At 33.7% G+C, this 22,728-nt stretch carries 21 protein-coding genes; 8 read left to right on the top strand and 13 right to left on the bottom strand.

Annotated elements, in window-relative coordinates; all coding sequences use genetic code 11:
• Positions 1–109: 109 nt before the first annotated feature.
• From sucD to LNQ34_RS19545, 8 genes are all read right to left on the bottom strand, one after another.
• Positions 110–982 (bottom strand): succinate--CoA ligase subunit alpha, encoded by an 873-nt coding sequence (gene sucD / locus LNQ34_RS19580; RefSeq protein WP_017497509.1) that lies wholly within the window; start codon positions 980–982, stop codon positions 110–112.
• Positions 983–1,066: 84 nt separating this feature from the next.
• A complete protein-coding gene (locus LNQ34_RS19575; RefSeq protein ID WP_202704250.1) occupies positions 1,067–1,429 on the bottom strand; it encodes a nuclear transport factor 2 family protein in 363 nt (120 codons plus the stop codon).
• Positions 1,430–1,431: 2 nt separating this feature from the next.
• Entirely contained in the window at positions 1,432–2,361 is a 930-nt protein-coding gene (locus LNQ34_RS19570) for a UDP-3-O-(3-hydroxymyristoyl)glucosamine N-acyltransferase (RefSeq protein ID WP_089077628.1), read from the bottom strand.
• Positions 2,362–2,457: 96 nt separating this feature from the next.
• Positions 2,458–3,024, bottom strand: a complete 567-nt coding sequence (gene efp / locus LNQ34_RS19565; protein WP_017497512.1) for an elongation factor P — start codon at positions 3,022–3,024, stop codon at positions 2,458–2,460.
• A 139-nt stretch (positions 3,025–3,163) separates the two neighbouring features.
• The gene (lpxA, locus tag LNQ34_RS19560) at positions 3,164–3,949 is read right to left on the bottom strand and encodes an acyl-ACP--UDP-N-acetylglucosamine O-acyltransferase (RefSeq protein ID WP_017497513.1); all 786 of its coding nucleotides are present in this window, start codon (positions 3,947–3,949) and stop codon (positions 3,164–3,166) included.
• A 73-nt stretch (positions 3,950–4,022) separates the two neighbouring features.
• A complete protein-coding gene (locus LNQ34_RS19555) occupies positions 4,023–5,411 on the bottom strand; it encodes a bifunctional UDP-3-O-[3-hydroxymyristoyl] N-acetylglucosamine deacetylase/3-hydroxyacyl-ACP dehydratase (protein ID WP_026110093.1) in 1,389 nt (462 codons plus the stop codon).
• Positions 5,404–6,447, bottom strand: a complete 1,044-nt coding sequence (gene lpxD, locus LNQ34_RS19550) for a UDP-3-O-(3-hydroxymyristoyl)glucosamine N-acyltransferase (protein ID WP_017497515.1) — start codon at positions 6,445–6,447, stop codon at positions 5,404–5,406. The genes LNQ34_RS19555 and lpxD overlap by 8 nt, the downstream gene beginning before the upstream one ends.
• A 39-nt stretch (positions 6,448–6,486) precedes the next feature.
• Positions 6,487–7,716 carry an HD domain-containing protein gene (locus LNQ34_RS19545; protein ID WP_202704248.1) on the bottom strand — a complete coding sequence of 410 codons (1,230 nt, stop codon included), beginning with the start codon at positions 7,714–7,716 and terminating at the stop codon, positions 6,487–6,489.
• A 222-nt stretch (positions 7,717–7,938) separates the two neighbouring features.
• Here LNQ34_RS19545 and porX point away from each other — a divergent pair, with 222 nt between their 5' ends.
• The 5 genes from porX (at position 7,939) to LNQ34_RS19520 (ending at position 12,209) form a co-directional block, all read left to right on the top strand.
• Positions 7,939–9,492 carry a T9SS response regulator signal transducer PorX gene (porX, locus tag LNQ34_RS19540; protein WP_202704199.1) on the top strand — a complete coding sequence of 518 codons (1,554 nt, stop codon included), beginning with the start codon at positions 7,939–7,941 and terminating at the stop codon, positions 9,490–9,492.
• 78 nt (positions 9,493–9,570) lie between these two features.
• Positions 9,571–9,978, top strand: a complete 408-nt coding sequence (gene tsaE / locus LNQ34_RS19535; RefSeq protein ID WP_202704198.1) for a tRNA (adenosine(37)-N6)-threonylcarbamoyltransferase complex ATPase subunit type 1 TsaE — start codon at positions 9,571–9,573, stop codon at positions 9,976–9,978.
• Between the two features lie 51 nt (positions 9,979–10,029).
• Positions 10,030–10,503, top strand: coding sequence for a GNAT family N-acetyltransferase (locus tag LNQ34_RS19530; RefSeq protein ID WP_230000944.1), 474 nt, complete (start codon positions 10,030–10,032; stop codon positions 10,501–10,503).
• A gap of 83 nt (positions 10,504–10,586) precedes the next feature.
• Positions 10,587–11,786, top strand: a complete 1,200-nt coding sequence (locus LNQ34_RS19525; RefSeq protein WP_202704196.1) for an alanine dehydrogenase — start codon at positions 10,587–10,589, stop codon at positions 11,784–11,786.
• 36 nt (positions 11,787–11,822) lie between these two features.
• A complete protein-coding gene (locus LNQ34_RS19520; RefSeq protein ID WP_202704195.1) occupies positions 11,823–12,209 on the top strand; it encodes a DUF4258 domain-containing protein in 387 nt (128 codons plus the stop codon).
• Positions 12,210–12,278: 69 nt separating this feature from the next.
• Here LNQ34_RS19520 and LNQ34_RS19515 read toward each other — a convergent pair whose 3' ends face one another.
• Positions 12,279–12,950 carry a uracil-DNA glycosylase gene (locus LNQ34_RS19515; RefSeq protein ID WP_230000943.1) on the bottom strand — a complete coding sequence of 224 codons (672 nt, stop codon included), beginning with the start codon at positions 12,948–12,950 and terminating at the stop codon, positions 12,279–12,281.
• Between the two features lie 110 nt (positions 12,951–13,060).
• Here LNQ34_RS19515 and LNQ34_RS19510 point away from each other — a divergent pair, with 110 nt between their 5' ends.
• The 3 genes from LNQ34_RS19510 (at position 13,061) to LNQ34_RS19500 (ending at position 16,891) form a co-directional block, all read left to right on the top strand.
• Positions 13,061–15,226, top strand: a complete 2,166-nt coding sequence (locus LNQ34_RS19510; protein ID WP_202704193.1) for an endonuclease MutS2 — start codon at positions 13,061–13,063, stop codon at positions 15,224–15,226.
• A 211-nt stretch (positions 15,227–15,437) separates the two neighbouring features.
• On the top strand, positions 15,438–15,851 hold the full coding sequence (locus LNQ34_RS19505; RefSeq protein WP_202704192.1) for a thiol-disulfide oxidoreductase DCC family protein: 414 nt from the start codon (positions 15,438–15,440) through the stop codon (positions 15,849–15,851).
• 41 nt (positions 15,852–15,892) lie between these two features.
• Positions 15,893–16,891 carry an NHL repeat-containing protein gene (locus LNQ34_RS19500; protein WP_230000942.1) on the top strand — a complete coding sequence of 333 codons (999 nt, stop codon included), beginning with the start codon at positions 15,893–15,895 and terminating at the stop codon, positions 16,889–16,891.
• Between the two features lie 81 nt (positions 16,892–16,972).
• Here the strand turns inward: LNQ34_RS19500 and ettA are convergent, their stop codons facing one another.
• The 4 genes from ettA to holA form a co-directional block, all read right to left on the bottom strand.
• Positions 16,973–18,664, bottom strand: coding sequence for an energy-dependent translational throttle protein EttA (gene ettA, locus LNQ34_RS19495; RefSeq protein WP_026110094.1), 1,692 nt, complete (start codon positions 18,662–18,664; stop codon positions 16,973–16,975).
• Between the two features lie 265 nt (positions 18,665–18,929).
• Entirely contained in the window at positions 18,930–19,112 is a 183-nt protein-coding gene (locus LNQ34_RS19490; RefSeq protein ID WP_017497526.1) for a CAL67264 family membrane protein, read from the bottom strand.
• Between the two features lie 69 nt (positions 19,113–19,181).
• The gene (locus LNQ34_RS23580; RefSeq protein ID WP_230000941.1) at positions 19,182–21,446 is read right to left on the bottom strand and encodes a hybrid sensor histidine kinase/response regulator; all 2,265 of its coding nucleotides are present in this window, start codon (positions 21,444–21,446) and stop codon (positions 19,182–19,184) included.
• A gap of 258 nt (positions 21,447–21,704) precedes the next feature.
• The gene (holA, locus tag LNQ34_RS19480) at positions 21,705–22,709 is read right to left on the bottom strand and encodes a DNA polymerase III subunit delta (RefSeq protein ID WP_017497528.1); all 1,005 of its coding nucleotides are present in this window, start codon (positions 22,707–22,709) and stop codon (positions 21,705–21,707) included.
• Positions 22,710–22,728: the final 19 nt, after the last annotated feature.

Genomic DNA, 22,728 nt, shown 5'->3' with positions numbered 1-22,728 from the left:
ATACTTAGATACTAAGTTTTTTTGATTTATCCCTCAGGACTTTAAATGTAAAAAAGTCTCAACAGAATATTGAGACTTTTTTGGAATTTATTATTTTAAATACCCGGAATTATCCAAGTACTTCTTTTACTTTTTTACCAATTTCAGCTGGCGAATCAACAACGTGAATTCCGTTGTCTCTCATGATTTGTTTTTTAGCAGCAGCAGTATCATCAGAACCACCAACAATAGCACCTGCGTGACCCATTGTTCTACCTGCTGGAGCAGTTTCTCCCGCAATAAAACCAACAACTGGTTTACGGTTACCATCAGCTCTTACCCATTTAGCAGCATCAGCTTCTAATTGACCTCCAATTTCACCAATCATAATGATGATTTCAGTTTCTGGGTCGTTCATTAATAATTCAACTGCTTCTTTAGTTGTAGTTCCAATAATTGGATCTCCACCAATACCAATAGCAGTAGTAATTCCTAAACCTTGTTTTACAACCTGATCAGCAGCTTCGTAAGTTAAAGTTCCTGATTTAGAAACGATACCAACTGTTCCTTTTTTGAAAACAAAACCTGGCATAATACCAACTTTAGCTTCACCCGGAGTAATTACACCAGGACAGTTTGGTCCGATTAATCTTGAATTTCTTTCTTTAACATAGTTGTTAGCTTTAATCATATCTGCTACAGGAATTCCTTCAGTAATAGCAATAATTACTTTAATTCCAGCGTCAGCAGCTTCCATAATTGCATCAGCAGCAAAAGCTGGCGGAACAAAAATGATAGATGTATCCGCTCCGGCTTGTTCTACAGCATCTTTTACTGTGTTAAAAACCGGACGGTCTAAATGGCTTGTTCCTCCTTTACCCGGAGTTACACCACCAACAACATTTGTACCGTACTCAATCATTTGAGAAGCGTGGAAAGTTCCTTCGCTACCTGTAAATCCTTGAACAATTATTTTGGAATCTTTATTAACTAAAACACTCATGATATATATTTTATGTAGTTTTTAAAATTGTGATGCAAAAGTAAGGTTTTGTAACGTATTTTAACCTTTTTGTCTTTAAAAAAATTAAGAAAATTGACTCATTTGATAACCGCGATATAATTTATCATCTTTTATTTGCCAAATTGTGGCAAAATGAGCTAATAACATCTCTTCTCTAGGGTTCTCAATCGTTTTTACAAAGTGAGAATATCGTATTGAAACTAAGTCTTCTTCGGCAATGATATGGCTAATTCTAACCTTCGAACGAACATAAGCTCGACTAAGCTCATTTGCCATAGCCATCATAGAATCGTAATCCATTTCGATTAGTCCTTTAGTGCTGTTCCAGTCTAACTTTACTTCGGGATGTAAGTAAGCTTTCATGATTTCGCTATCAATTAAGGCATCTGACTTGTAAAATTTTTGAACAAATTCTTTTATAGACATAATTACTTCAATTTATTTAGAATTTCAGGAATCTTTTTGATATTGGCCATTTGTTTTAACTTTTCTCTCGATTCTTCGATTGGGGTTCCGAAATAAGACTTTCCTCCTTCAACTGATTTGGTAACTCCTGTTTGTCCCATAATAACAGCCTTTGCTCCTATTGTAATGCCACTGGTTGTTCCTACCTGTCCCCAAATGGTAACTTCATCTTCAATTATTACACATCCGGCAATACCAGTTTGTGAAGCAATTAAACATTTTTTACCAATTACAGTATCATGTCCAACATGTACCTGATTGTCCAATTTTGTACCTTCACCAATAGTGGTATCACCAGTAACACCTTTGTCAATTGTACACAGCGCTCCTATGCCGACATTGTCTTCGATAACTACTCTTCCTCCGGAAATTAACTGATCGAACCCCTCAGGACGTTTTTTGTAATAAAAAGCATCGGCTCCTAAAATAGTTCCGGCATGAATCATTACGTTGTCGCCAATTACGGTATGATCGTAAATAGTGACATTGGGGTGAATCAGACAGTTTTTACCAATGGTAACATTGTTTCCGATAAAACAGTTGGGCTGAATTACAGTACCTTCTCCGATAGTTGCAGAGAGTGCAATCGACACATTGGTGCCTTGAAATGGTCTGAAGTGTTTGGTTAAGATATTAAAATCTCTGAAAGGATCATCAGAAATTAGAAGGGCTTTACCTTCAGGACAATCTACTTTTTTGTTAATCAAAACTATAGTAGCCGCCGATTGTAAAGCTTTGTCATAATATTTAGGATGGTCAACAAAAACAATATCTCCGGCTTCAACGACATGTATCTCGTTCATGCCTAAAACAGGAAAGTTTTGGTCACCAATAAATTCGCAGTCAAGCAAATTTGCAATTTCTTGTAAAGAATGACTCTTTGGAAATTTCATATATTTATTTAGTTTTCAGTCTCAGTTTTCAGTCTCAGTTTTCAATCTGCATTAACAAACTGATAACTGCGACTGAAAACTGAAAACTCATAAAAACTACTCCTTTACACGCTCCATGTAAGAACCTGAAGCTGTATCAATTTTAATTTTATCACCTTCGTTGATGAACAAAGGAACGTTTACAGACGCTCCAGTTTCTACTGTCGCGTTTTTTGTAGCATTTGTAGCTGTATTTCCTTTTACTCCCGGCTCAGCATAAGTAACTTCAAGAATTACAGAAGATGGCATATCTACTGATAAAGGCAAGTCAGTTTCAGTATTTACCTGAACCATTACACTTGTTCCTTCTTTCAATAATCCCGGAGCATCTAAAATGTTTTTATTTAGAGAGATTTGCTCGAAAGATTCTGTGTTCATAAAATGAAACTCATCACCTTCAGCATATAAAAACTGGTAGTTATGCGTTTCTACACGAATAACATCAATTTTATGTCCAGCAGAAAATGTATTATCCAATACTTTCCCTGATGTTAAACTTCTTAATTTTGTTCTTACGAAAGCAGGTCCTTTTCCAGGTTTTACGTGAAGAAATTCAACAATTTTAAAAATATCGTGGTTGAATTTAATACACAATCCGTTTCTAATATCTGATGTAGATGCCATTTTTTTATTTTTGATTTTAGAATGTAGATTTTAGATTCCAGCTATAGAATAAATCTTCATTTTTATATTAATATTTTTAATTTTCAATTTTCAATTTTTTCAACTTAGAAATCTAAAATCAGAAATCTAAACTCTAAAATTAATAGTTTCCGGAATATCCTTTCATGATTCCTCTAGATGAATTTCGGATAAAATCCAGAATTTCATCTCTTTCAGGAGTTGCTTCCATTTCAGCTTCAATAATACTTAAAGCCTGCGTCGTGTTGTAATTCTTTTGGTATAAAATTCTATAGATTTCCTGAATTTCTCTGATTTTCTCAGTACTGAAACCTCTTCTTCTTAAACCTACTGAATTAATCCCTACATACGACAAAGGTTCTTTTGCTGCTTTTGTATAAGGAGGAACGTCTTTTCTAACCAATGATCCACCCGAAATCATAGCATGATCTCCGATATGAATAAACTGATGAATCGCTGCTAAACCACCAATTACAGCGTGGTTTCCAACAACTACGTGACCTGCAAGTGCAACACCGTTTACAATGATGGCATTATTGCCAATTTCGCAATCGTGTGCAATGTGAGCGTAAGCCATAACTAAACAATTGTTTCCAAGAATAGTTTGTCCGGAGGCCACTGTACCTCTGTTGATCGTAACACATTCTCTAATTGTACAGTTATCTCCAATAATAGCTAGAGAATCTTCTCCGCCGAACTTCAAATCTTGTGGTACCGCAGAAATAACCGCTCCCGGAAAAATATTGCAATTTTTACCAATGCGGGCACCTTCCATGATCGTCACATTTGAACCAATCCAAGTACCATCACCAATAATAACATTATTGTGAATTGTTGTAAAAGGTTCAATTACAACATTTTTAGCGATTTTAGCGCCAGGATGAACATATGCTAATGGTTGATTCATATGTATTTTTTATATTTTAAATTAAAATAGTCTAATTTGGGCAACAAACCTAAACAATAAAATTGATTAATTATTATTGTTTTCTCGCAATTTGAGCCATTAATTCTGCCTCGGTCACTAATTTCCCATTTGCGTAAGCATTTGCCTGCATATGACAGATCCCTCTTCTGATTGGAGAAATCAATTCGCATTTGAAAATTAAGGTATCACCTGGCAATACTTTGTGTTTGAATTTGACATTATCAATTTTCATAAAGTAAGTCAAATAATTTTCGGGATCCGGAACTGTGCTTAAAACCAAAATTCCACCCGTTTGTGCCATTGCTTCCACAATTAATACCCCCGGCATAACCGGTGCTTCTGGGAAATGTCCAACAAAGAAATTTTCGTTCATGGTTACATTCTTCAAACCAACCACGTGACGATCAGACATCTCGATAATTCTGTCAATCAACAAGAATGGAGGTCTGTGAGGAAGCATCGCCATGATTTTATGAATATCCATCAAAGGTTCCTGATTTAAATCATAAACAGGTACATGATTTCTTTGCTCAATCTTGATAATTTTAGCTAACTTTTTAGCAAACTGTGTATTTACAAAATGCCCTGGTTTGTTGGCGATAATTTTTCCTTGTATACGAACTCCGATAAGAGATAAATCTCCAATTACATCAAGAAGCTTATGTCTTGCTGCTTCGTTTGGATAGTGTAAAGTAAGATTATCAAGAACACCATTTGGTTTTACCGAAATTTCATCTTTCCCGAAAGCTTTCTTTAAATTCGCCATAGTAGATTCCGAAATTTCTTTGTCTACATATACGATTGCATTATTTAAATCACCACCTTTAATTAAACCGTGCTCTAGTAATGACTCTAATTCGTGTAAGAAACTAAAAGTTCTTGAACTTGCAATTTCATTTTTAAAATCAGCTATACTTTTCATAGTAGCATTCTGGGTCCCTAAAACTTTAGTCCCAAAATCTACCATTGTAGTCACCTGATAATCGTCGCTAGGCATAACCAAGATCTCGCTTCCGGTCGTTTCGTCTGTAAATGATATTACTTCTTTTACTACATAAACGTTACGTTTAGCGTCTTGCTCTTCTATTTCAGCTTTTTCAATTGCTTCCACAAAATATTTTGAAGAACCATCCATGATAGGAAGTTCTGAAGCATCTAATTCTATAATAACATTGTCAAGATCACATCCAACTAATGCCGCCAAAACATGTTCAGGAGTTTGAATTTTTACGCCAAGTTTTTCTAAATTAGTACCTCTTTGCGTATTAACAACATAGTTAGCATCAGCCTCAATGACCGGCTGACCTTGCAAATCTACTCTTACAAAAGTGAAACCATTATTTATTGGAGCTGGTTTAAAAGTCATTGTAACTTCTTTCCCAGTGTGTAATCCAACGCCTGTTAGTGAAATTTCATTTTTGATGGTCTTCTGTTTAACCATTATTTCCATTTTTTGGGTTTATTATTTGTTTTTTTAATTCTTCTACTTCGGAAACTATTTTAGGCAGATTCTTGAAATGAACATACGATTTGTTAAAATCAGTATAACCAAGAGACGGTGTCCCTTGTAGAATTTCATCATCTTTAATATTTCTTGCTACTCCTGATTGAGCCTGCAATCTGACATTGTTACCTATAGTCAAGTGTCCTGCGATACCTACTTGTCCGCCAATCATACAGTTCTCGCCAATTTTAGTTGAACCGGCCACACCTGATTGCGCTGCAATTACAGTATTTTTGCCAATTTCAACATTGTGCGCAATCTGAATCTGATTGTCTAATTTAACTCCTTGTCGGATAATAGTTGAACCAAGAGTTGCTCTGTCAATGGTAGTGTTAGCACCAATATCAACATTGTCTTCAATAATAACGTTACCAATTTGTGGTACCTTACTGTATACTCCTTCGTCATTTGGTACAAAACCAAAACCATCCGCACCAATAATAGTTCCGGAATGAATAGTGCAATTGTTACCAATTATAGTTTCGGAATAAATTTTAGCGCCTGCAAAAATATACACATTATCACCAATAACAACATTATCTCCAATAAAACTGTTCGGATAAATTTTTACATTGTCGCCCAGAACCACGTTTTGTCCAATGTAACTAAAGCTTCCTAAATATAAATTCTCTCCATATTTAGTTCCTTCTGTTATAAAAGACTGTGCTTCTATACCATTTTTGTTTAATTTAACCTGATTGTAAAACTGTAGAAGTTTAGAGAAAGAAGCATAAGCGTCTTCCACTTTTATTAAAGTTGTAGTGATTTCCTGTTCCGGAATAAAGCTATCATTAACAATTGTTACAGATGCTTTTGTGGTATATATATGATTGATATATTTTGGATTGGCCAAAAAAGTAAGCGATCCCTCCTCACCTTCTTCTATTTTAGATAACCGAGAAACTTCTACATTGGGATTCCCAACAACTTCTCCTTCTAAAATTCCCGCTATTTGTTCTGCTGTAAATTTCATTGCGACAAAAATATAAAAAATAGATTTTAAATGTTAATTTTAGATAAGTTGTTTTGGGAAACAGATGTAATATTTTGTTACCAATTTAGATAATGACCTCAAATTCAATTGGTCAGATGCTTCTACAACATCTTCAATTGTTTTGTCTTTTTTCAAAATTCGTATGGGTTCAGCTTCTTTGCTATAAGCTTGATTTTTAATTTTTCCACCAAAAATAAAATAACCGGCTTCTAATTGTGTAATATGGTGTTCGTTAGCAAATTCTTCCTTCAGCGATTGTAATTCTTCGACAGGTATTTTTTCTGCGGTAAGCTTAATTTTAAGTAAATCTCTATTAATAAGCATTTTACTTAAAGTAGAAAGTATAAAATCATTGTGCTTTTGCCAAGCTTTTAAAGCGCTAATAATATCAAAATCATCCAGTTGAGAAAATAGGTCTAATTTTTCAGCATCAAAATCCTCCAGAGTGACTCTGTTCTTCATGAAATACAAAAGCGGCTCACTGCACGGCAGAATAATGCCTTTTAGAGTAAGTTCTTTAGCTCTTTTTAGTACCTTCATCAAAATTAATTCTGCCACGAGACTTGTTTTATGCAAATAAGCCTGCCAATACATCAATCTTCTTGAAAGCAGAAACTTTTCCACAGAATAAATTCCTTTTTCTTCAATTACCAAAGTACCGTCAACTACATTCATCATCTGAATCAAACGCTCAGAATTTACATTTCCCTCGGCTACACCAGTATAAAAACTGTCTCTTTTTAAATAATCCATTCGGTCCATGTCGAGCTGACTTGAGATCAGTTGTAACATGAATTTTCGGTGGTAATCGCCTTTAAAAACCTGAATAGCCAGACTTAGTTTTCCTTCAAACTCTTCGTTGAGCCTGTTCATAAACAACAATGAAATGGCCTCATGATGCACATCTTCTACGATACTCTTTTCCATGGCATGCGAAAAAGGTCCGTGACCTATATCGTGTAGTAAAATGGCTATATATAACGCATTCTCTTCTTCAGTCGAAATTGCAACTCCTTTAAAACGAAGTGTATCTACTGATTTTTGCATTAAGTGCATACAGCCTAAGGCATGATGAAAACGCGTATGATTTGCTCCGGGATAAACCAAATACGACAGACCCATTTGCGAAATACGGCGTAAACGCTGAAAATAAGGGTGCTGAATTAAATCGTAAATAAGTTCGTTCGGTATGGAGATAAACCCATAAATGGGATCATTGAATATTTTTAACTTATTGATATGAGTCACTATTTGGTTATTTTTAGGTGAACAAATATAAGTAATTAACCATAAACAACTTTGCGTTTTTTACTTAAAAATCAACAAAGGTTCCCTTTGAAAATCAATATGATAATATTATATTGAAAAGATTTTTAGAAAAATTAACCATTCTTAATTCTGAATTTTATACTATTTTTAATACTTTTTAAGTTCTATACTTATAAATTGCATTAAAAATTAAAATCGTTTATGGACAAGATAAAAATACTTTGGGTCGATGATGAAATCGATCTTTTAAAACCACATATATTATTTCTGGAGAAAAAAAACTACGTTGTAACCACCTCTAACAATGGTTTAGATGCGATTACACTATTTGAAGAAGATAATTTTGATATTGTTTTTTTAGATGAAAATATGCCCGGAATGAGTGGTCTGGAAACGCTTTCGGAAATGAAAGAGAAGAAATCAGCTATTCCGATGATTATGATTACCAAAAGCGAGGAAGAGTATATCATGGAAGAAGCTATTGGTTCCAAAATTGCCGATTATCTCATAAAACCGGTGAATCCGAATCAGATTCTGTTAAGTCTAAAGAAAAATCTAGATCATTCGAGATTAATTTCTGAAAAAACGACATTGGATTATCAAAAGGAGTTTAGAAAAATCTCCATGGAATTGGCTATGGTTAATTCTTTTGAAGATTGGATTGAACTCTACAAGAAATTAATCTTTTGGGAGTTGGAACTGGAGAATATTAACGATCAGGCAATGATAGAAATTCTGGAGTCTCAGAAAGTAGAAGCCAATTCGCAATTCGGAAAATATATCGAGAGAAATTATGAAGACTGGTTTGCTCCAAAGGCGGACAAGCCTGTTCAATCGCACAATTTATTCAAAGAATTAGTAGTTCCGGAGCTTAAAAAGAAGGATAAGCCTATTTTATTTGTGGTAATTGACAACCTGCGTTATGATCAATGGAAATCTTTTGAAACGGTGGTTTCTAATTATTATAAACTGGAAAAAGAGGTTCCTTATTTTTCTATTCTTCCAACCGCCACACAATATGCCCGTAATGCAATCTTTTCAGGTTTATTACCGATAGAGATGGAAAAACAGTTTCCGCAATATTGGAAGAACGATGTTGAAGATGGTGGAAAAAACCTTTTTGAAGCCGAATTTCTATCAGCGCAATTAAAACGCTTAGGTTTAAATATTAAAGAAGATTATTTCAAAATCACCAATTACGCAGGAGGAAAAAAATTGGCAGAAAATTTCAAAGCTTTAAAAGGAAATGATCTTGTAACTGTAGTTTATAATTTTGTTGACATGCTTTCGCACGCCAAAACTGAAATGGAAGTGGTAAAAGAACTGGCTTCAGATGACAAAGCCTATCGCTCACTCACTTTAAGCTGGTTTAAGAACTCGCCACTGCTCGAAATTATTCAACAGGCACAACTTTTAGGTTTTAAATTGATTTTGACAACAGATCACGGTACTATTAATGTAAAAAATCCGTCGAAAGTGGTTGGAGATAAAAATACAAGTTTAAATTTGCGCTACAAAACCGGTCGTAGTTTAACATACGAACAAAAAGATGTGTATGTCGTTAAAGAGCCTAAAGCCATTGGTTTGCCAGCGATTAACATGAGTAGTTCGTTTATTTTTGCTAAAAACGATTACTTTTTAGCCTATGTAAACAACTACAACCACTATGTGAGTTATTATAAAAACACTTACCAGCACGGAGGGATTTCGTTAGAAGAAATGATTATTCCGTTTTTGGTATTTAACCCTAAATAGAAAAAGTTCTCAGTCTCAGTTTTCAGTCTCAGTTTAGAGCTGAGACTGAAAACTGAGACTAATTAAAACAAACAAAAAATGAACATCGTTTTTTCATTAGATCAAATCAGAGAAGTAGCCACGCAAATTTTAGCAGCAAATCCAAAAAAAATCATTCTTTTCAATGGAGAAATGGGTGTTGGAAAAACTACCTTAATCAAACAATTGTGTAAAAACCTGGGAGTTCAGGATGCAACCAGTAGTCCAACCTTCTCTTTGGTTAATGAATATTATACTTCTAACAATCAAATTGTTTACCACTTTGATTTTTATAGATTAAACAAAGAAACGGAAGCACTAGACATGGGAGTTGACGATTACTTGTATTCCGGAAATTGGTGTTTTATTGAATGGTCTGAGAAAATTGCAAGCTTACTGCCGGAAGAAACTTCAACCATCACAATTGAACTGCTGGCAGATGGAAAAAGAGAATTAAAATTATCCTAAAACTTTCAACAAAAGGCGAAAGGTCTACATAAAGACACTAAGAAAATAAAAATGAATACCCAAAATACCGTAGAAATTATCTCTTTTTCAACTGATTTAAAAGAACACATTAAGATTCTAAATCTGGAATGGCTTAAAAAGTATTTTAAAGTAGAAGAAAAAGACGAGTTGGTACTTTCTAACCCACAAGAAGAAATTATCGATAAAGGCGGATTAATCTTCTATGCCAGATATAACGGTGAAATTATCGGAACTGTTTCCTTAATGAAAGTTGATCACATTACCTTTGAATTGAGTAAAATGGCTGTTTCGGATCAAGCACAAGGCCTTGGAGTTGGAAACAAACTGTTAACACATTGCATGACTGTTGCAAAAGAGAACCATATTAAAAAGCTGTTTTTGTATTCCAATCGCATACTGCTTCCTGCACTTCATTTGTATGAGAAATTTGGTTTTACTGAAGTTCCTTTGGGTGACGTGAGTTACGAAAGAGCTGATATAAAAATGGAAAAAATTCTGTTATAATTCTTAAACAACTATTAGCAGAATTTTTACATTGATTTTAAAACTTTTTACGTAATTTGTACTCTTAATTTTTTGCACAACCCATGTCAATTACCTTAACCCCATTTACGAAACAGCAATTGTTGCCACAAGAAGAAAAACTTGAAATTGGCCGATTCAAAAGTGAGCTTTTTATAGGAATTCCTAAAGAAACAAGTTATCAGGAACGTCGTATTTGTCTGACTCCGGATGCTGTTAGTGCGTTGACCTATGAGGGGCATAGGGTAATGATTGAATCAGGAGCCGGAGAAAGCTCCAGTTATAGTGATAAAGAGTACTCTGATGCAGGAGCTGAAGTAACAAATGATACAAAGAAAGTGTTTGGCTGTCCAATGCTTCTTAAGGTAGAACCTCCTACAACAGCCGAGATTGAAATGATCAATCCGGAAACTATCATAATTTCGGCCATTCAATTAAAAACTAAGAAGAAGGCATACTTTGAAGCTTTAGCACAGAAAAAAATAACGGCACTGGCTTTTGAGTACATAAAAGACGAAGATGGCTCCTATCCTGCTGTGAAATCACTAAGTGAGATTGCAGGAACAGCTTCTATTCTTATCGCAGCCGAATTAATGATTACGGACGAGTTTGGAAAAGGTCTCTTGTTTGGTAATATCACTGGAGTCCCTCCTACTGATGTTGTTATTCTGGGTGCTGGAACCGTTGGTGAGTTTGCTGCAAAAACGGCCATAGGACTGGGGGCAAATGTGAAAGTTTTTGACAATTCAATTACTAAATTACGTCGTTTACAGAACAGTCTTAATCAACGTATTTTTACTTCAACTGTTCAGCAAAAAGCACTACTAAAAGCTTTAAGACGTTGTGACGTGGCAATTGGTGCCATGCGCGGTAAAGAGCGTTGTCCTATTATTGTTACGGAAACAATGGTCGAACACATGAAAAAAGGTGCTGTAATTGTAGATGTGAGTATTGACACCGGAGGCTGTTTTGAAACTTCAGAAGTTACCACTCACGAAAAACCAACCTTTATAAAAAGCAATGTGCTGCACTATTGTGTGCCTAATATCCCTTCCAGATATTCTAAAACAGCTTCATTATCCATAAGCAATATCCTTACTCCTTATTTGCTTCAAATTGCGGAAGACGGCGGTTTGGAAAGTGCTATACGATGCAATAAAGGATTAAAAAATGGAATTTACATGTATCACGGAATCCTGACCAGTAAAGCAATTGGGGAATGGTTTGATTTGCCGGACAACGATATTAATTTACTTGTATTTTAAGGGAACTTTAGTGTACCTTTGCAAAAAATATATTTCATGAAGTTCGTACATCGTTTTGCATATTATTTGATTGGTTTGGTTATGGGATGCTTTTTTGTAGCCCTTGTGTTCAGTGGAAAAGATACACGTTGCAACTACTTTCCAAATGCCAGAGTTTTAAATAATTTACGCACTAAGCCTTTTCAGTATTCCGAAAAAGCAATTCAGACTTTAAATGAAAAATGGGTTGACACCGCAGATATTAAAAGTACACTGACATTTGGTGATGTTGATTTTGACAAAAGCAATGTGCCTGTAAGTAAAGGAAAACTTTACATCATTGAAGGTAAAACAGCTAAAAATCAAGAGATTATTTTAAAGGTAATCAACTACGAGAACAAAGCTATTCTGGAAGAGATCATTAAAAAAGACACTAAAGAATAGGTCTGTCATTTGTAGTAATCAGCAACATTTTTGTTGTGCTAAAAACTGATTCTAACTAGTTATCCGTTTCTACAGCCAGTCGATTTCTTTGATTGCTTTGGATTTCAAAAAATCATTGGTTTTGCTAAAATGTTTGTTTCCGAACCATTTTCCCTGATTAGCACTCATAGGTGAAGGATGTCCGGATTCTAAAACGCAATGTTTGGAACGATCAATTTTAGCGCCTTTTTTCTGAGCAAAGCTTCCCCATAACAGGAAAACAACATTCTCCTTTTGATCCGAAATGGCTTGAATTACAGCGTCTGTAAACAAATTCCACTTCAAATGTTTATGACTATTTGGGCTGTCTTTGCGAACCGTCAAGGATGCATTTAAGAGTAAAACACCTTGTTTTGCCCACTTTTCAAGATTGCCCGAAGTTGGCATAAAGATCGAATCGAGATCGTCATTTAGTTCTCTGTAAATATTTCGCAGTGACGGTGGAATTTTAACGGAATCATTTACAGAAAAACTCAATCCATTCGCCTCTCCTTCTCCATGATAAGGATCTTGTCCTATGATGACAACTTTTAAGTTTTGAAAAGTACAGGTATTAAAAGCGGAGAAAATCAATTCTGCAGGTGGATAACAAGTATATGTTTGATATTCAATTTCCAAAGTTTTCATTAGCTCAGAAAAATAAGTTTTTTGATTTTCATCTTTTAATACCGTTTCCCAATCAGGAGAAAGATTGATTTCCATTTTTTAAATTTTATCACAAATTAAGCAAAGTTTTCTTCAAAGTACTAATTAATAGTGCTATTTCGTTTCAAAACTTTGTAACTTTGAACCTTTACAACTTACGATATATAATGATATCTATAACCGAAAAAACATTACAAGATTTACAATTTCCTACGGTACTCGAAACCATTTCAGCCGGCTGTAATACTGATATAGGAAAAGAAAAAGCTTTACAAATAACACCTTTTAGAGATCAGGAAACTTTGATGCAGGCTTTGATGCAAACATCAGAATATGTTTCCTCTTTTCAAAATAATAACGCCATTCCCAATCACGGATTTGACGCTATAACTCACGAGATTAAGTTTTTGGCAATTGAAGATAGTTTTCTTGAAGTGGGAAGTTTTAGAAAAATTGCTACACTCTCTTCGACTTCCAACTTTTTACTAAATTTCCTTAAAAAGTTTGATGATTATTATCCAAATTTAAATGCGAGAGCTTCACGTGTTGAATACACAAAAGATATTGTGACCACTATTGATGCGATTGTAGACAAATATGGTGAAATAAAAGACAATGCTTCGCCGGCTTTACTGAGTATTCGTCAGGGTATGAACCTGGTTCGCGGTAAAGTAAATCAAAGTTTCGGGGTCGCTCTTACACAGTACAATAGCCTTGGTTATCTTGATGATATCAAAGAAAGTTTTGTGCAAAACCGAAGAGTTTTGGCCGTTTTAGCCATGTACCGACGAAAAGTGAAGGGCTCTATTTTAGGAAGTTCGAAAACCGGAAGTATTGCTTATATCGAACCTGAAGCTACATTAAAATACTCCAGAGAATTAGCCAATTTAGAATACGAAGAGAAGGAAGAAATTACCCGAATTTTGAAGCAATTATCAAATGCAATTCGTCCGTACTTGCCTTTATTAATTGAATATCAGGATTTTTTGAGTGATATTGATGTTGTAGCCGGAAAAGCAAAATATGCAAATCGAATCAACGGAATTTTGCCTACTATTACAGAAGAAAGAAGGTTGTTTTTTAGAGAAGCGTATCATCCGATTTTATATCTGAACAACAAACAGAAAAATGAAGTTACTCATCCGCAAACCATTGAGCTAAAGCAGGATAATCGTATCATTGTGATTTCAGGACCTAATGCAGGTGGTAAAACAATTTCGCTAAAAACGGTAGGTTTATTACAATTAATGCTGCAATCCGGGATGCTTATTCCGGTTCACGAACGAAGCGAAACCTTTTTGTTTGACAGGATTTTAACAGATATTGGAGACAATCAATCTATTGAAAATCACCTGAGTACCTATAGCTACCGATTAAAGAACATGAACTACTTCCTGAAAAAATGCAACAAGAAGACTATGTTCTTAATTGATGAATTTGGTACAGGGTCTGATCCGGAATTAGGTGGTGCTTTGGCAGAGATATTCCTGGAAGAATTTTATCATCGTGAAGCTTTCGGGATTATAACCACTCATTATTCCAATCTAAAGATTTTGGCTAATGAATTGCCATACGCAACCAATGCCAACATGATGTTTGATGAAAAAACTTTAGAACCTATGTACAAACTGGCTTTAGGTCAGGCCGGAAGTTCATTTACTTTTGAAGTAGCTTTAAAAAACGGAATTCCTTTTGGATTGATTAATCGTGCAAAAAAGAAAATTGAAGTGGGCAAAGTACGTTTTGATAAAACGATTGCAACCCTTCAAAAGGAGCGTTCTAAGCTTGAAAAAACTTCTCTTAATCTGAAAGAGGAAGAAACCAGGGCTCGTGAAGAAAGCAAAAAGATGGAAAACATCAACGTTAAGATCAAGCAAAAACTGGAAAGTTATCAGGAACTGTACGATAGTAATCAGAAAACCATTTATATCGGTCAGAAAATCGAAGACATTTCAGAGAAATACTTTAACAATAAAAACAAAAAGGAACTTATTGGTGAATTTTTGAAAATAGTCGAGATTGAAAATTCAAAACGCAAAAAAGTTACTCCAAAAGAAACGAAAGCAATAATTGAAAAGAAAAAAGAAGTAATTGCCGAAATCACTGTTAAAGTAGAAGAAATTCGAAAGGAGAAAAAAGAAAAGAAACTTAAACCTATAGTCGAAAAACCAAAACCAATTCTAAAAGTTGGTGATCGTGTAAGAATGCTTGACGGAAGATCTGTTGGAAGTATTGACGCGATAGAAAAAAATAAAGCAACGGTAAATTATGGCATTTTCACTTCGAAAGTAAGTTTAGACGAGCTGGAGTTGGTTGAAGCAGTAAAAAAGTAGTAAAATTGGCGTTTTTCTTGGTAAAAATTAAAATAAAGAGATTTAAAGCATTAATTCTTTAAAAATTAATAAGAAGATCACTTTATTTTAATAGCCTCTTAAAAATGTTTTATCAAAGCCGTTTTTAATCTTTAAATGCTATTGAAAACAAAACAACAATAGATAAAATAAATAAAGGAATTGTTCCTTCAAAATAGTACATGTTTAAAAAATGATTGATTTACCCGCAAATAAAAAAATAGTTCTCTTTGATGGCATCTGCAATCTCTGTAACTCTGCCGTACAATTTATAATCAAGCATGACAAAAATGACATTTTCAGATTTGTAGCTTTGCAATCAGAATTAGGGATTTCGATTTGTAAGCAGTTGGGGATTAGTTTTGCAAAAATGGACAGTATTTTATTATTGAATCCTGACTCTGCTTACTTTTATAAATCTTCAGCAGTAATAGCTATTGCAAAAGAATTTGGTGGTCTTTGGAGGCTTTCAGAAATTTTTAGGATTATTCCCATTTTTATCAGCGACCGTATTTATGATTATGTTGCTAAAAACAGATACAATTGGTATGGTAAAAAAGAAAGCTGTATGATTCCTACTCCGGAATTGAAAGCGAAGTTTTTATAAAAAATAATCTCATCTTACATCTTAAAAAATAGTTTAAACAAATGAAAGAAAAAATAATACGTTTAATGATTTTATTAGTAGTGTTAACATCATGCAGTAATAATGAAAATGATCAAAACATTCCTGGAGAATTAATAGCGGACTATATAACAGATTCTGAAATTCCGACTGAAATTGATGGTTTCGTTGTCGATAACAATAACATAGTTTATATTGCCGGAAGAGGAGCCGTACTGGCAAATTTATACACGATTGATAGAAATGGTAAAGTAGCTGTACTTAAAACTTTTCACGACTTACGTTTTTTTTATAATAGATTGACCAAGAATGAAAAAAACGAAATTCTGATAACAACTAATGATCATGAAGTAGGGAATATGATTTATAATTTTACAAATAATTACAAATCAGTTGCTAGTTATTACACAATGAAACCTTTAGGAGTTACAAATTCTAAACCTATCATTTTAAATGCGATTTGTAATTATACTAACGATTCTTATATTGTTTTTGATACTGGTTCACTTACGATAAAAGAAGTAAATCCATTATTGAGCAAAGAAACACTGATTGCAGGTTCCGGGAAAGATGAAGTAAAAGATGGTATTGGAGCAGATGCCAGTTTTAAAGACGTATCCCAAATTATAATAAGGAATAATATAATATATGTAATAGACAGAGGAGACAATAACTACCTTGGAAATTCAATCCGTAAAATCGAAAACACCGTAAATGGATGGAAAGTCACTACATTAGCTACTAGCCGTAGTTATTTTTTTTCAGGTTTCAAGAATATTTCTTTTGACAATCAGAATAATTTATATGTTTTAGTAGATCAGGAAGGTATCTTTAAATTTAATTTTAACAACAATACTTTAAATTTGTATAAAAAGGATGAGTTAAAAATTAGGGCATACAAAACGCATTCTTCTATTAATTTTAAATATTTAAGATTTATGGAGATAAAAAATGATGATTTATATTTACAAGAAGGTTCTTATTTTGTAAAAATATCAAATTTCCAATCCCAAATTCAATAGCTGCTTAAAATAAAAATCCCAAATTCAAATCTATAGGATAAGAATTTGGGATTTTTTTTATTTTAAAATTTACTTAGAATATTATCTAATCAATTTTCTGTATTTCAAACGTTTTGGAGTTAAATCACCACCAAGACGTTTCTTTTTGTTTTCTTCATAATCGGAGAAACTTCCTTCAAAGAAATAAACTTCAGAGTCTCCCTCAAAAGCAAGAATGTGCGTACAGATTCTATCCAAGAACCATCTGTCGTGAGAAATAATTACAGCGCAACCAGCGAAGTTTTCTAAACCTTCCTCAAGTGCGCGAAGTGTATTTACGTCAAGGTCATTCGTAGGCTCATCGAGTAAAAGCACGTTTCCTTCTTCTTTCAATGTCATCGCTAAGTGCAAACGGTTACGCTCTCCACCGGATAACATAGATACTTTTTTGTTTTGCTCACCACCTCCAAAATTGAAACGTGACAAGTAAGCTCTTGAGTTTACCTGTTTACCTCCCATCATTACCAATTCCTGACCGTCAGCAAAATTTTCCCAAATTGATTTGTTTGGATCAATGTTAGAATGTGACTGGTCAACGTAAGCAATTTTTACAGTTTCACCAACTGAAAATTCTCCACTATCAGTTTGTTGTTCTCCCATAATCATTTTGAAAATAGTCGACTTACCGGCACCGTTTGGCCCAATAATTCCAACAATTCCCGCCTGTGGCAAAGTAAAGTTCAAATTATCGTACAATAATTTATCCCCAAAAGCTTTTGCTACATTTTTAGCTTCAATCACATTGGTTCCTAAACGCGGACCGTTCGGGATATAGATTTCCAGATTTTCATCCAGTTGTTTTTGATCTTCATTCAATAATTTGTCGTAGTTCTGTAAACGGGCTTTTTGTTTCGTTTGACGACCTTTTGCTCCCTGACGAACCCACTCCAACTCACGTTCTAAAGTTTTTCTTCTTTTAGAAGCCACTTTTTCTTCCTGAGCCATACGGTTTGATTTTTGATCCAACCATGAAGAATAGTTTCCTTTCCATGGAATACCTTCGCCTCTGTCTAATTCTAAAATCCACCCCGCAACATTGTCTAAGAAGTATCTATCGTGCGTTACGGCAATTACAGTTCCTGAGTATTGTGCTAAATGTTGCTCTAACCAAAGAACACTCTCAGCATCAAGGTGGTTGGTAGGCTCATCTAAAAGTAACACATCAGGTTGTTGCAATAACAAACGGCATAGTGCTACACGACGGCGCTCTCCTCCTGAAAGGTTTTTAATTGGTGTATCTCCTTCCGGTGTACGTAAGGCGTCCATTGCAATTTCAAGCTTTGTATCAATTTCCCACGCACCAAGAGCATCAATTTTATCTTGTAAAGCTGCCTGACGATCCATTAACTTGTCCATTTTATCCTGATCTTCATAGTTTTCAGGAAGACCAAACAAATCATTAATCTGATTGTACTCTTCTAAAACTGCCATAGTTTCAGCTGCTCCTTCGCGAACAATTTCGATAACTGTTTTTGAGTCATCAAGTATTGGTTCTTGCTCTAAGTAACCAACAGTATAACCCGGTTGAAAAACAACATCACCCTGATAGTTTTTATCAACTCCGGCAATAATTTTTAAAAGTGAAGATTTTCCGGAACCATTAAGTCCTAAAATACCAATTTTCGCTCCATAGAAGAAACTCAAGTAAATATTTTTAAGAACTGGCTTGTCTGCTCCTTGATAGGTTTTACTCAATTTTTGCATTGAGAAAATTACTTTCTTATCGTCTGACATATTATGTTTATTATTATGTTTATAGTTATTCGTTTATTATTTATTATTGAATTACTTAAAGTTAACTCCTTATGATTTTACAGTTCTTTAAAGAATTCATCATTCTCCTAATTTTATTTTTTTTCTATTGCAGCTCTTTCATTTGTTTTTAAAGTTGTTGATTGAATCAATAACGTAACATATTAGCATTATGTTCTGGTTTTATACCAAATATGTAAATCTTCAGATTTATTCTAGTCCTAACAACAAACTATTAACAACAAACTTACACCCTTCCTTTCAAAGCGTTAAAAACCCAGGCGTTTGCAATAAAACCAACTCCGGTTGCAGCAAATCCCCAGCCTGAAACATCTCTGTATCTGAAAGCGCCAAGACCAATAAGTAACAAGCCCATAAGCACCATTATAAAAGTAGCCCATCCCAGGATGGTATTTTTATTCATTCCCATAATTGCGTTATTAGTATTTTAAAAGTAGTAATTTTTTAGAGATGCAAATATCGTGAATTTCCATAGATCTTAAAGCGTTTTTTGTACAACATATTTTAAAATTGTTTTGTACAAAATATCTGGATCTACCGGCTTATCAAGTTTTTCTAAAATTTTAGCCCTTTGAAAATCATCGTTGCCGATATTTTCGCAAATGGCCGTTAAAGCTACGATTGGTATTTCAGGTTTTAAATTACTAATAATTGCCGATGCTTCAAAACCATCCATAACAGGCATCATTATATCCATCAATATTATGGCATAATTTTTAGCTTTTACTTTCTCAACTGCTTCAAGTCCATTATTAGCTACTTCACATTTAAAACCTTTATTGACTAAAATTTTCTTAGCGATCAGCTGATTCATTTTATTATCCTCAACCAATAAAATCTCGATATTTGAAAGTTGCTCTTTTTGTCTTTCAGCATCACTGAAAATAGTTTCGTCATTGGTTTCTTTAGAAATTTCAAAATCGATTACGAACGAAAAAGTAGTTCCTTCATCTTTTTTAGATCTAACTTTGATCTGACTTCCAAAAAGTTCTAACGTCCTTTTTATAATTGACAACCCCAGACCGCTTCCGCCGTAATTACTATTAATCTCGGCCGATTCCTGTATGAATGGTTCAAATATTTTATATTGAACCTCTTCTGAAATTCCAATTCCCGTGTCAGAAACTTCAAATTTAATACTTTCCTCACCGTTAACAGAATGAATTAATTCTGCTTTTAAAGTTATTTCGCCATATTTAGTAAATTTTGCGGCATTCGTCATCAACTCCATAATTACCTGAGTAAATCTTATTTCATCACATTTTAAAGTAGGTGAAATTTTATCATCAAAATCAATTAAGATCCTGTTCTGGTTCAGATTATTGATTCTAAACATTTCAATGATGGAGTTTAGTATTATTTCCAGGTTAATGTCTTTGTAGTCTAAGTTAACAGTATCGTGACGTTTTAGATTTTTAAAATCTACCATATTATTGATAAAACCTAGCAGGTAATCTGAGGAAAAATTTAAATTTTTAATATAATCTTCCTTTAGAAGTTCCGATTTTTCATTTTTAAGTAAATATGCTGTTCCTTTAATTGTATTTAAAGGAGTTTTCAATTCATGCGTTACCACATCAAGAAAAGTATCTTTTATTTTTGATGCCTCATTTAACTCTCTATTTATTTTTTTTAACTCTAAGTTTTTCTTCTGAAGGATTAAATTGACCTTCATTTTATATTTATAGGCTCTAAATTGAATTATAAATAGTACTGTCAATATCAGAACAATCAATAAGGCAAAAATCAACAAATAATTTTTATAAGATTCACTTACGCTTTCAAGTCTCGCTTCATTAATTTTTCCTTTATTCTCAATACTTTTTATTTTTAAAGTACTGTTTAGCTTGTTTGATTTTTGAACCAGTCTCATTTTAAACTGATTGAGTTTAACATATTCAGATACTGAAGTTTGGTACAGCTTTGCCGCAGTTTCCAGATCTCCTATATTGTAATAATACATTGCTTTTAATTCATTCAGCTTAGCTCCATAAGGAAACCTTCCGTCTGTGGTATTCGTTTTTGTTTCTTCTGCAAGTATCAGGTATTTATATACGCTGTCATTTTCTTTTAAATGGTAATAATCTTCAGAAATGAAGAGGTATAAATTTGGTATCTTGAAATTGTTCTTCTCGAATGTGTTGCTTTTCTTAATGTTTTCAAGCGAGGTCATCGCAAAATCAATAGATTTCTTGTAGTCTTTAGAGTTTTTATAATAAACGGAGAGATTGTAGTTTATGTTTATATTGTCCTCATAGTTGCCATATTTTTTTATTAAGCTTTGCGCTTTCAAATCATATTCATGCGACAATAACTTACTGCCTTCATAATATCTCAAATCACCAAGAGCTTCGTGTAATAAGGCTAACTCCCGCTTATCATTGTATTTTTTTAAGATTTGGAAATTTTCAAAAAGATAAGCATTTGGAGTTCCAAAACTTCGTAAATAGGAAATTAGTTTGATACTCTCTCTGTGAAAGAATAAAAGACTTGCCGTGTCTTTTGTTCTTTCTAGATATGCTTTTGTTTTATTTAAGATTTTAAGTCCTAAAAGGTGATTTTCGACATTCTCTGTTTGGATTAACTTTTTTATACTATCAATCTTTGACAGAATAATGTCTGATTTTTTTTTCGAGAGAATTTGAGACTGAGAATGACTCTTAAAACCAGTTAAAAGACAAACCAATAGTGCAAGAATAATCCTTATTCTTGAAATGCGTAAGTTTAAAGTAGATGGGGCCACCGAATTTTTTTATATAAATTATATTGAGGTAATATAGTAAATTTAGATTGTTTTTACCAAAATTTTAATAAATTATATACTACTATTATGACAAATAGTTCCTGTAACTGTACTCATTTTATGTATGTAGTAAAAGAAAAAATAAAATCGTCCCTGTCAGTTGCGATTTTAAAAACAAAATTCCAAGCGAATAAATCAGGATAGATTGATACGTTCATTACACATAAAAACACTATTAATGAACTAATTTTGAATTGTTTAATTGAATATTTTATATAGCATTTCTTTTAATAAATCGGATTGTGGTAATGCATTGGCTCCTACTCCTTTACTTTTAACGTCAACATCACGCAGTGCACCTACAATTTGGCTCACTTTACGCATCGGATAGTTTTTTATTGCTAAATCGTATTCCTTTAAAAAATAAGGATTGACCCCAATGGCTGCTGCGACATTTTTAGGATTTTTATCTTTAAGTCCATGGTACTTTAAAAGTTGAACAAAGAAACCGAATACTAATCCTGTCGTCATTACTAATGGATATTCTTTAGGATTATGGGCAAAATTCTCCGCAATCTTATAGGCCTTTAACTGATTTCGTTCGCCTATCGCTTTTCGCAATTCAAAAACATTATAGTCTTTGCTGAAACCAATGTTTTCCTCGATATGTTGTGGCGTAATAACGGTTCCCTGTGGTAGAATAATTTGCAATTTTTCTAATTCATTATTAATTTTACTCAAATCGGTACCTAAAAATTCAACCAGCATTGCATTGGCTTTTGGGTCAATTGTATATTTCTTTCCGGCAAGTACACGTTTTATCCAGTCACCAACCTGATTTTCGTATAATTTTTTGCTTTCATAAACAATTCCTTTCTGAGCCAGTAATTTGGTTACTTTTTTACGTTTGTCCAGCGTTTTGTATTTATAACAAAAAACCAAGACCGTTGTCTCCATCGGATTGCCTACATAAGACTCTATTTTATCAATTGTTCGCGATAAATCCTGTGCTTCTTTTACAATAACAACCTGACGATCAGCCATCATAGGATAGCGCTTGGCCGTTGCTACAATATCTTCAACCGATACATCTCTCCCGTATAAAACAGTCTGATTGAATCCTTTTTCTTCCTCAGCAAGCACATTCTGTTCAATATACTCCGATAATTTATCAATATAATAAGGCTCTTCGCCCATTAAAAAATAGATCGGTTTTATATTTCCGGCTTTTATGTCATTAACAATTTTTACAACTTCGTCCATTAAATTAAGTTTTCAGTAT

The organism is Flavobacterium lipolyticum (assembly GCF_020905335.1).
In the GTDB taxonomy this organism is placed as follows: Bacteria; Bacteroidota; Bacteroidia; order Flavobacteriales; family Flavobacteriaceae; genus Flavobacterium; species Flavobacterium lipolyticum.
Note: the sequence above shows the minus strand (reverse complement) of the source record. Positions and strands in the feature narration are given on the sequence as shown.

Coding starts and splice junctions, on each gene's coding strand:
- LNQ34_RS19505 (WP_202704192.1), top strand. CDS start 15,438: ATGATTGATTTACCCGCAAATAAAAAAATAGTTCTCTTTGATGGCATC.
- LNQ34_RS19570 (WP_089077628.1), bottom strand. CDS start 2,361: ATGAAATTTCCAAAGAGTCATTCTTTACAAGAAATTGCAAATTTGCTT.
- ettA (WP_026110094.1), bottom strand. CDS start 18,664: ATGTCAGACGATAAGAAAGTAATTTTCTCAATGCAAAAATTGAGTAAA.
- efp (WP_017497512.1), bottom strand. CDS start 3,024: ATGGCATCTACATCAGATATTAGAAACGGATTGTGTATTAAATTCAAC.
- LNQ34_RS19510 (WP_202704193.1), top strand. CDS start 13,061: ATGATATCTATAACCGAAAAAACATTACAAGATTTACAATTTCCTACG.
- lpxD (WP_017497515.1), bottom strand. CDS start 6,447: ATGAAATTTACAGCAGAACAAATAGCGGGAATTTTAGAAGGAGAAGTT.
- tsaE (WP_202704198.1), top strand. CDS start 9,571: ATGAACATCGTTTTTTCATTAGATCAAATCAGAGAAGTAGCCACGCAA.
- LNQ34_RS19515 (WP_230000943.1), bottom strand. CDS start 12,950: ATGGAAATCAATCTTTCTCCTGATTGGGAAACGGTATTAAAAGATGAA.
- LNQ34_RS19575 (WP_202704250.1), bottom strand. CDS start 1,429: ATGTCTATAAAAGAATTTGTTCAAAAATTTTACAAGTCAGATGCCTTA.
- lpxA (WP_017497513.1), bottom strand. CDS start 3,949: ATGAATCAACCATTAGCATATGTTCATCCTGGCGCTAAAATCGCTAAA.
- LNQ34_RS19490 (WP_017497526.1), bottom strand. CDS start 19,112: ATGGGAATGAATAAAAATACCATCCTGGGATGGGCTACTTTTATAATG.
- LNQ34_RS19520 (WP_202704195.1), top strand. CDS start 11,823: ATGAAGTTCGTACATCGTTTTGCATATTATTTGATTGGTTTGGTTATG.
- LNQ34_RS19500 (WP_230000942.1), top strand. CDS start 15,893: ATGAAAGAAAAAATAATACGTTTAATGATTTTATTAGTAGTGTTAACA.
- sucD (WP_017497509.1), bottom strand. CDS start 982: ATGAGTGTTTTAGTTAATAAAGATTCCAAAATAATTGTTCAAGGATTT.
- porX (WP_202704199.1), top strand. CDS start 7,939: ATGGACAAGATAAAAATACTTTGGGTCGATGATGAAATCGATCTTTTA.
- LNQ34_RS19530 (WP_230000944.1), top strand. CDS start 10,030: ATGAATACCCAAAATACCGTAGAAATTATCTCTTTTTCAACTGATTTA.
- LNQ34_RS19555 (WP_026110093.1), bottom strand. CDS start 5,411: ATGGTTAAACAGAAGACCATCAAAAATGAAATTTCACTAACAGGCGTT.
- holA (WP_017497528.1), bottom strand. CDS start 22,709: ATGGACGAAGTTGTAAAAATTGTTAATGACATAAAAGCCGGAAATATA.
- LNQ34_RS19525 (WP_202704196.1), top strand. CDS start 10,587: ATGTCAATTACCTTAACCCCATTTACGAAACAGCAATTGTTGCCACAA.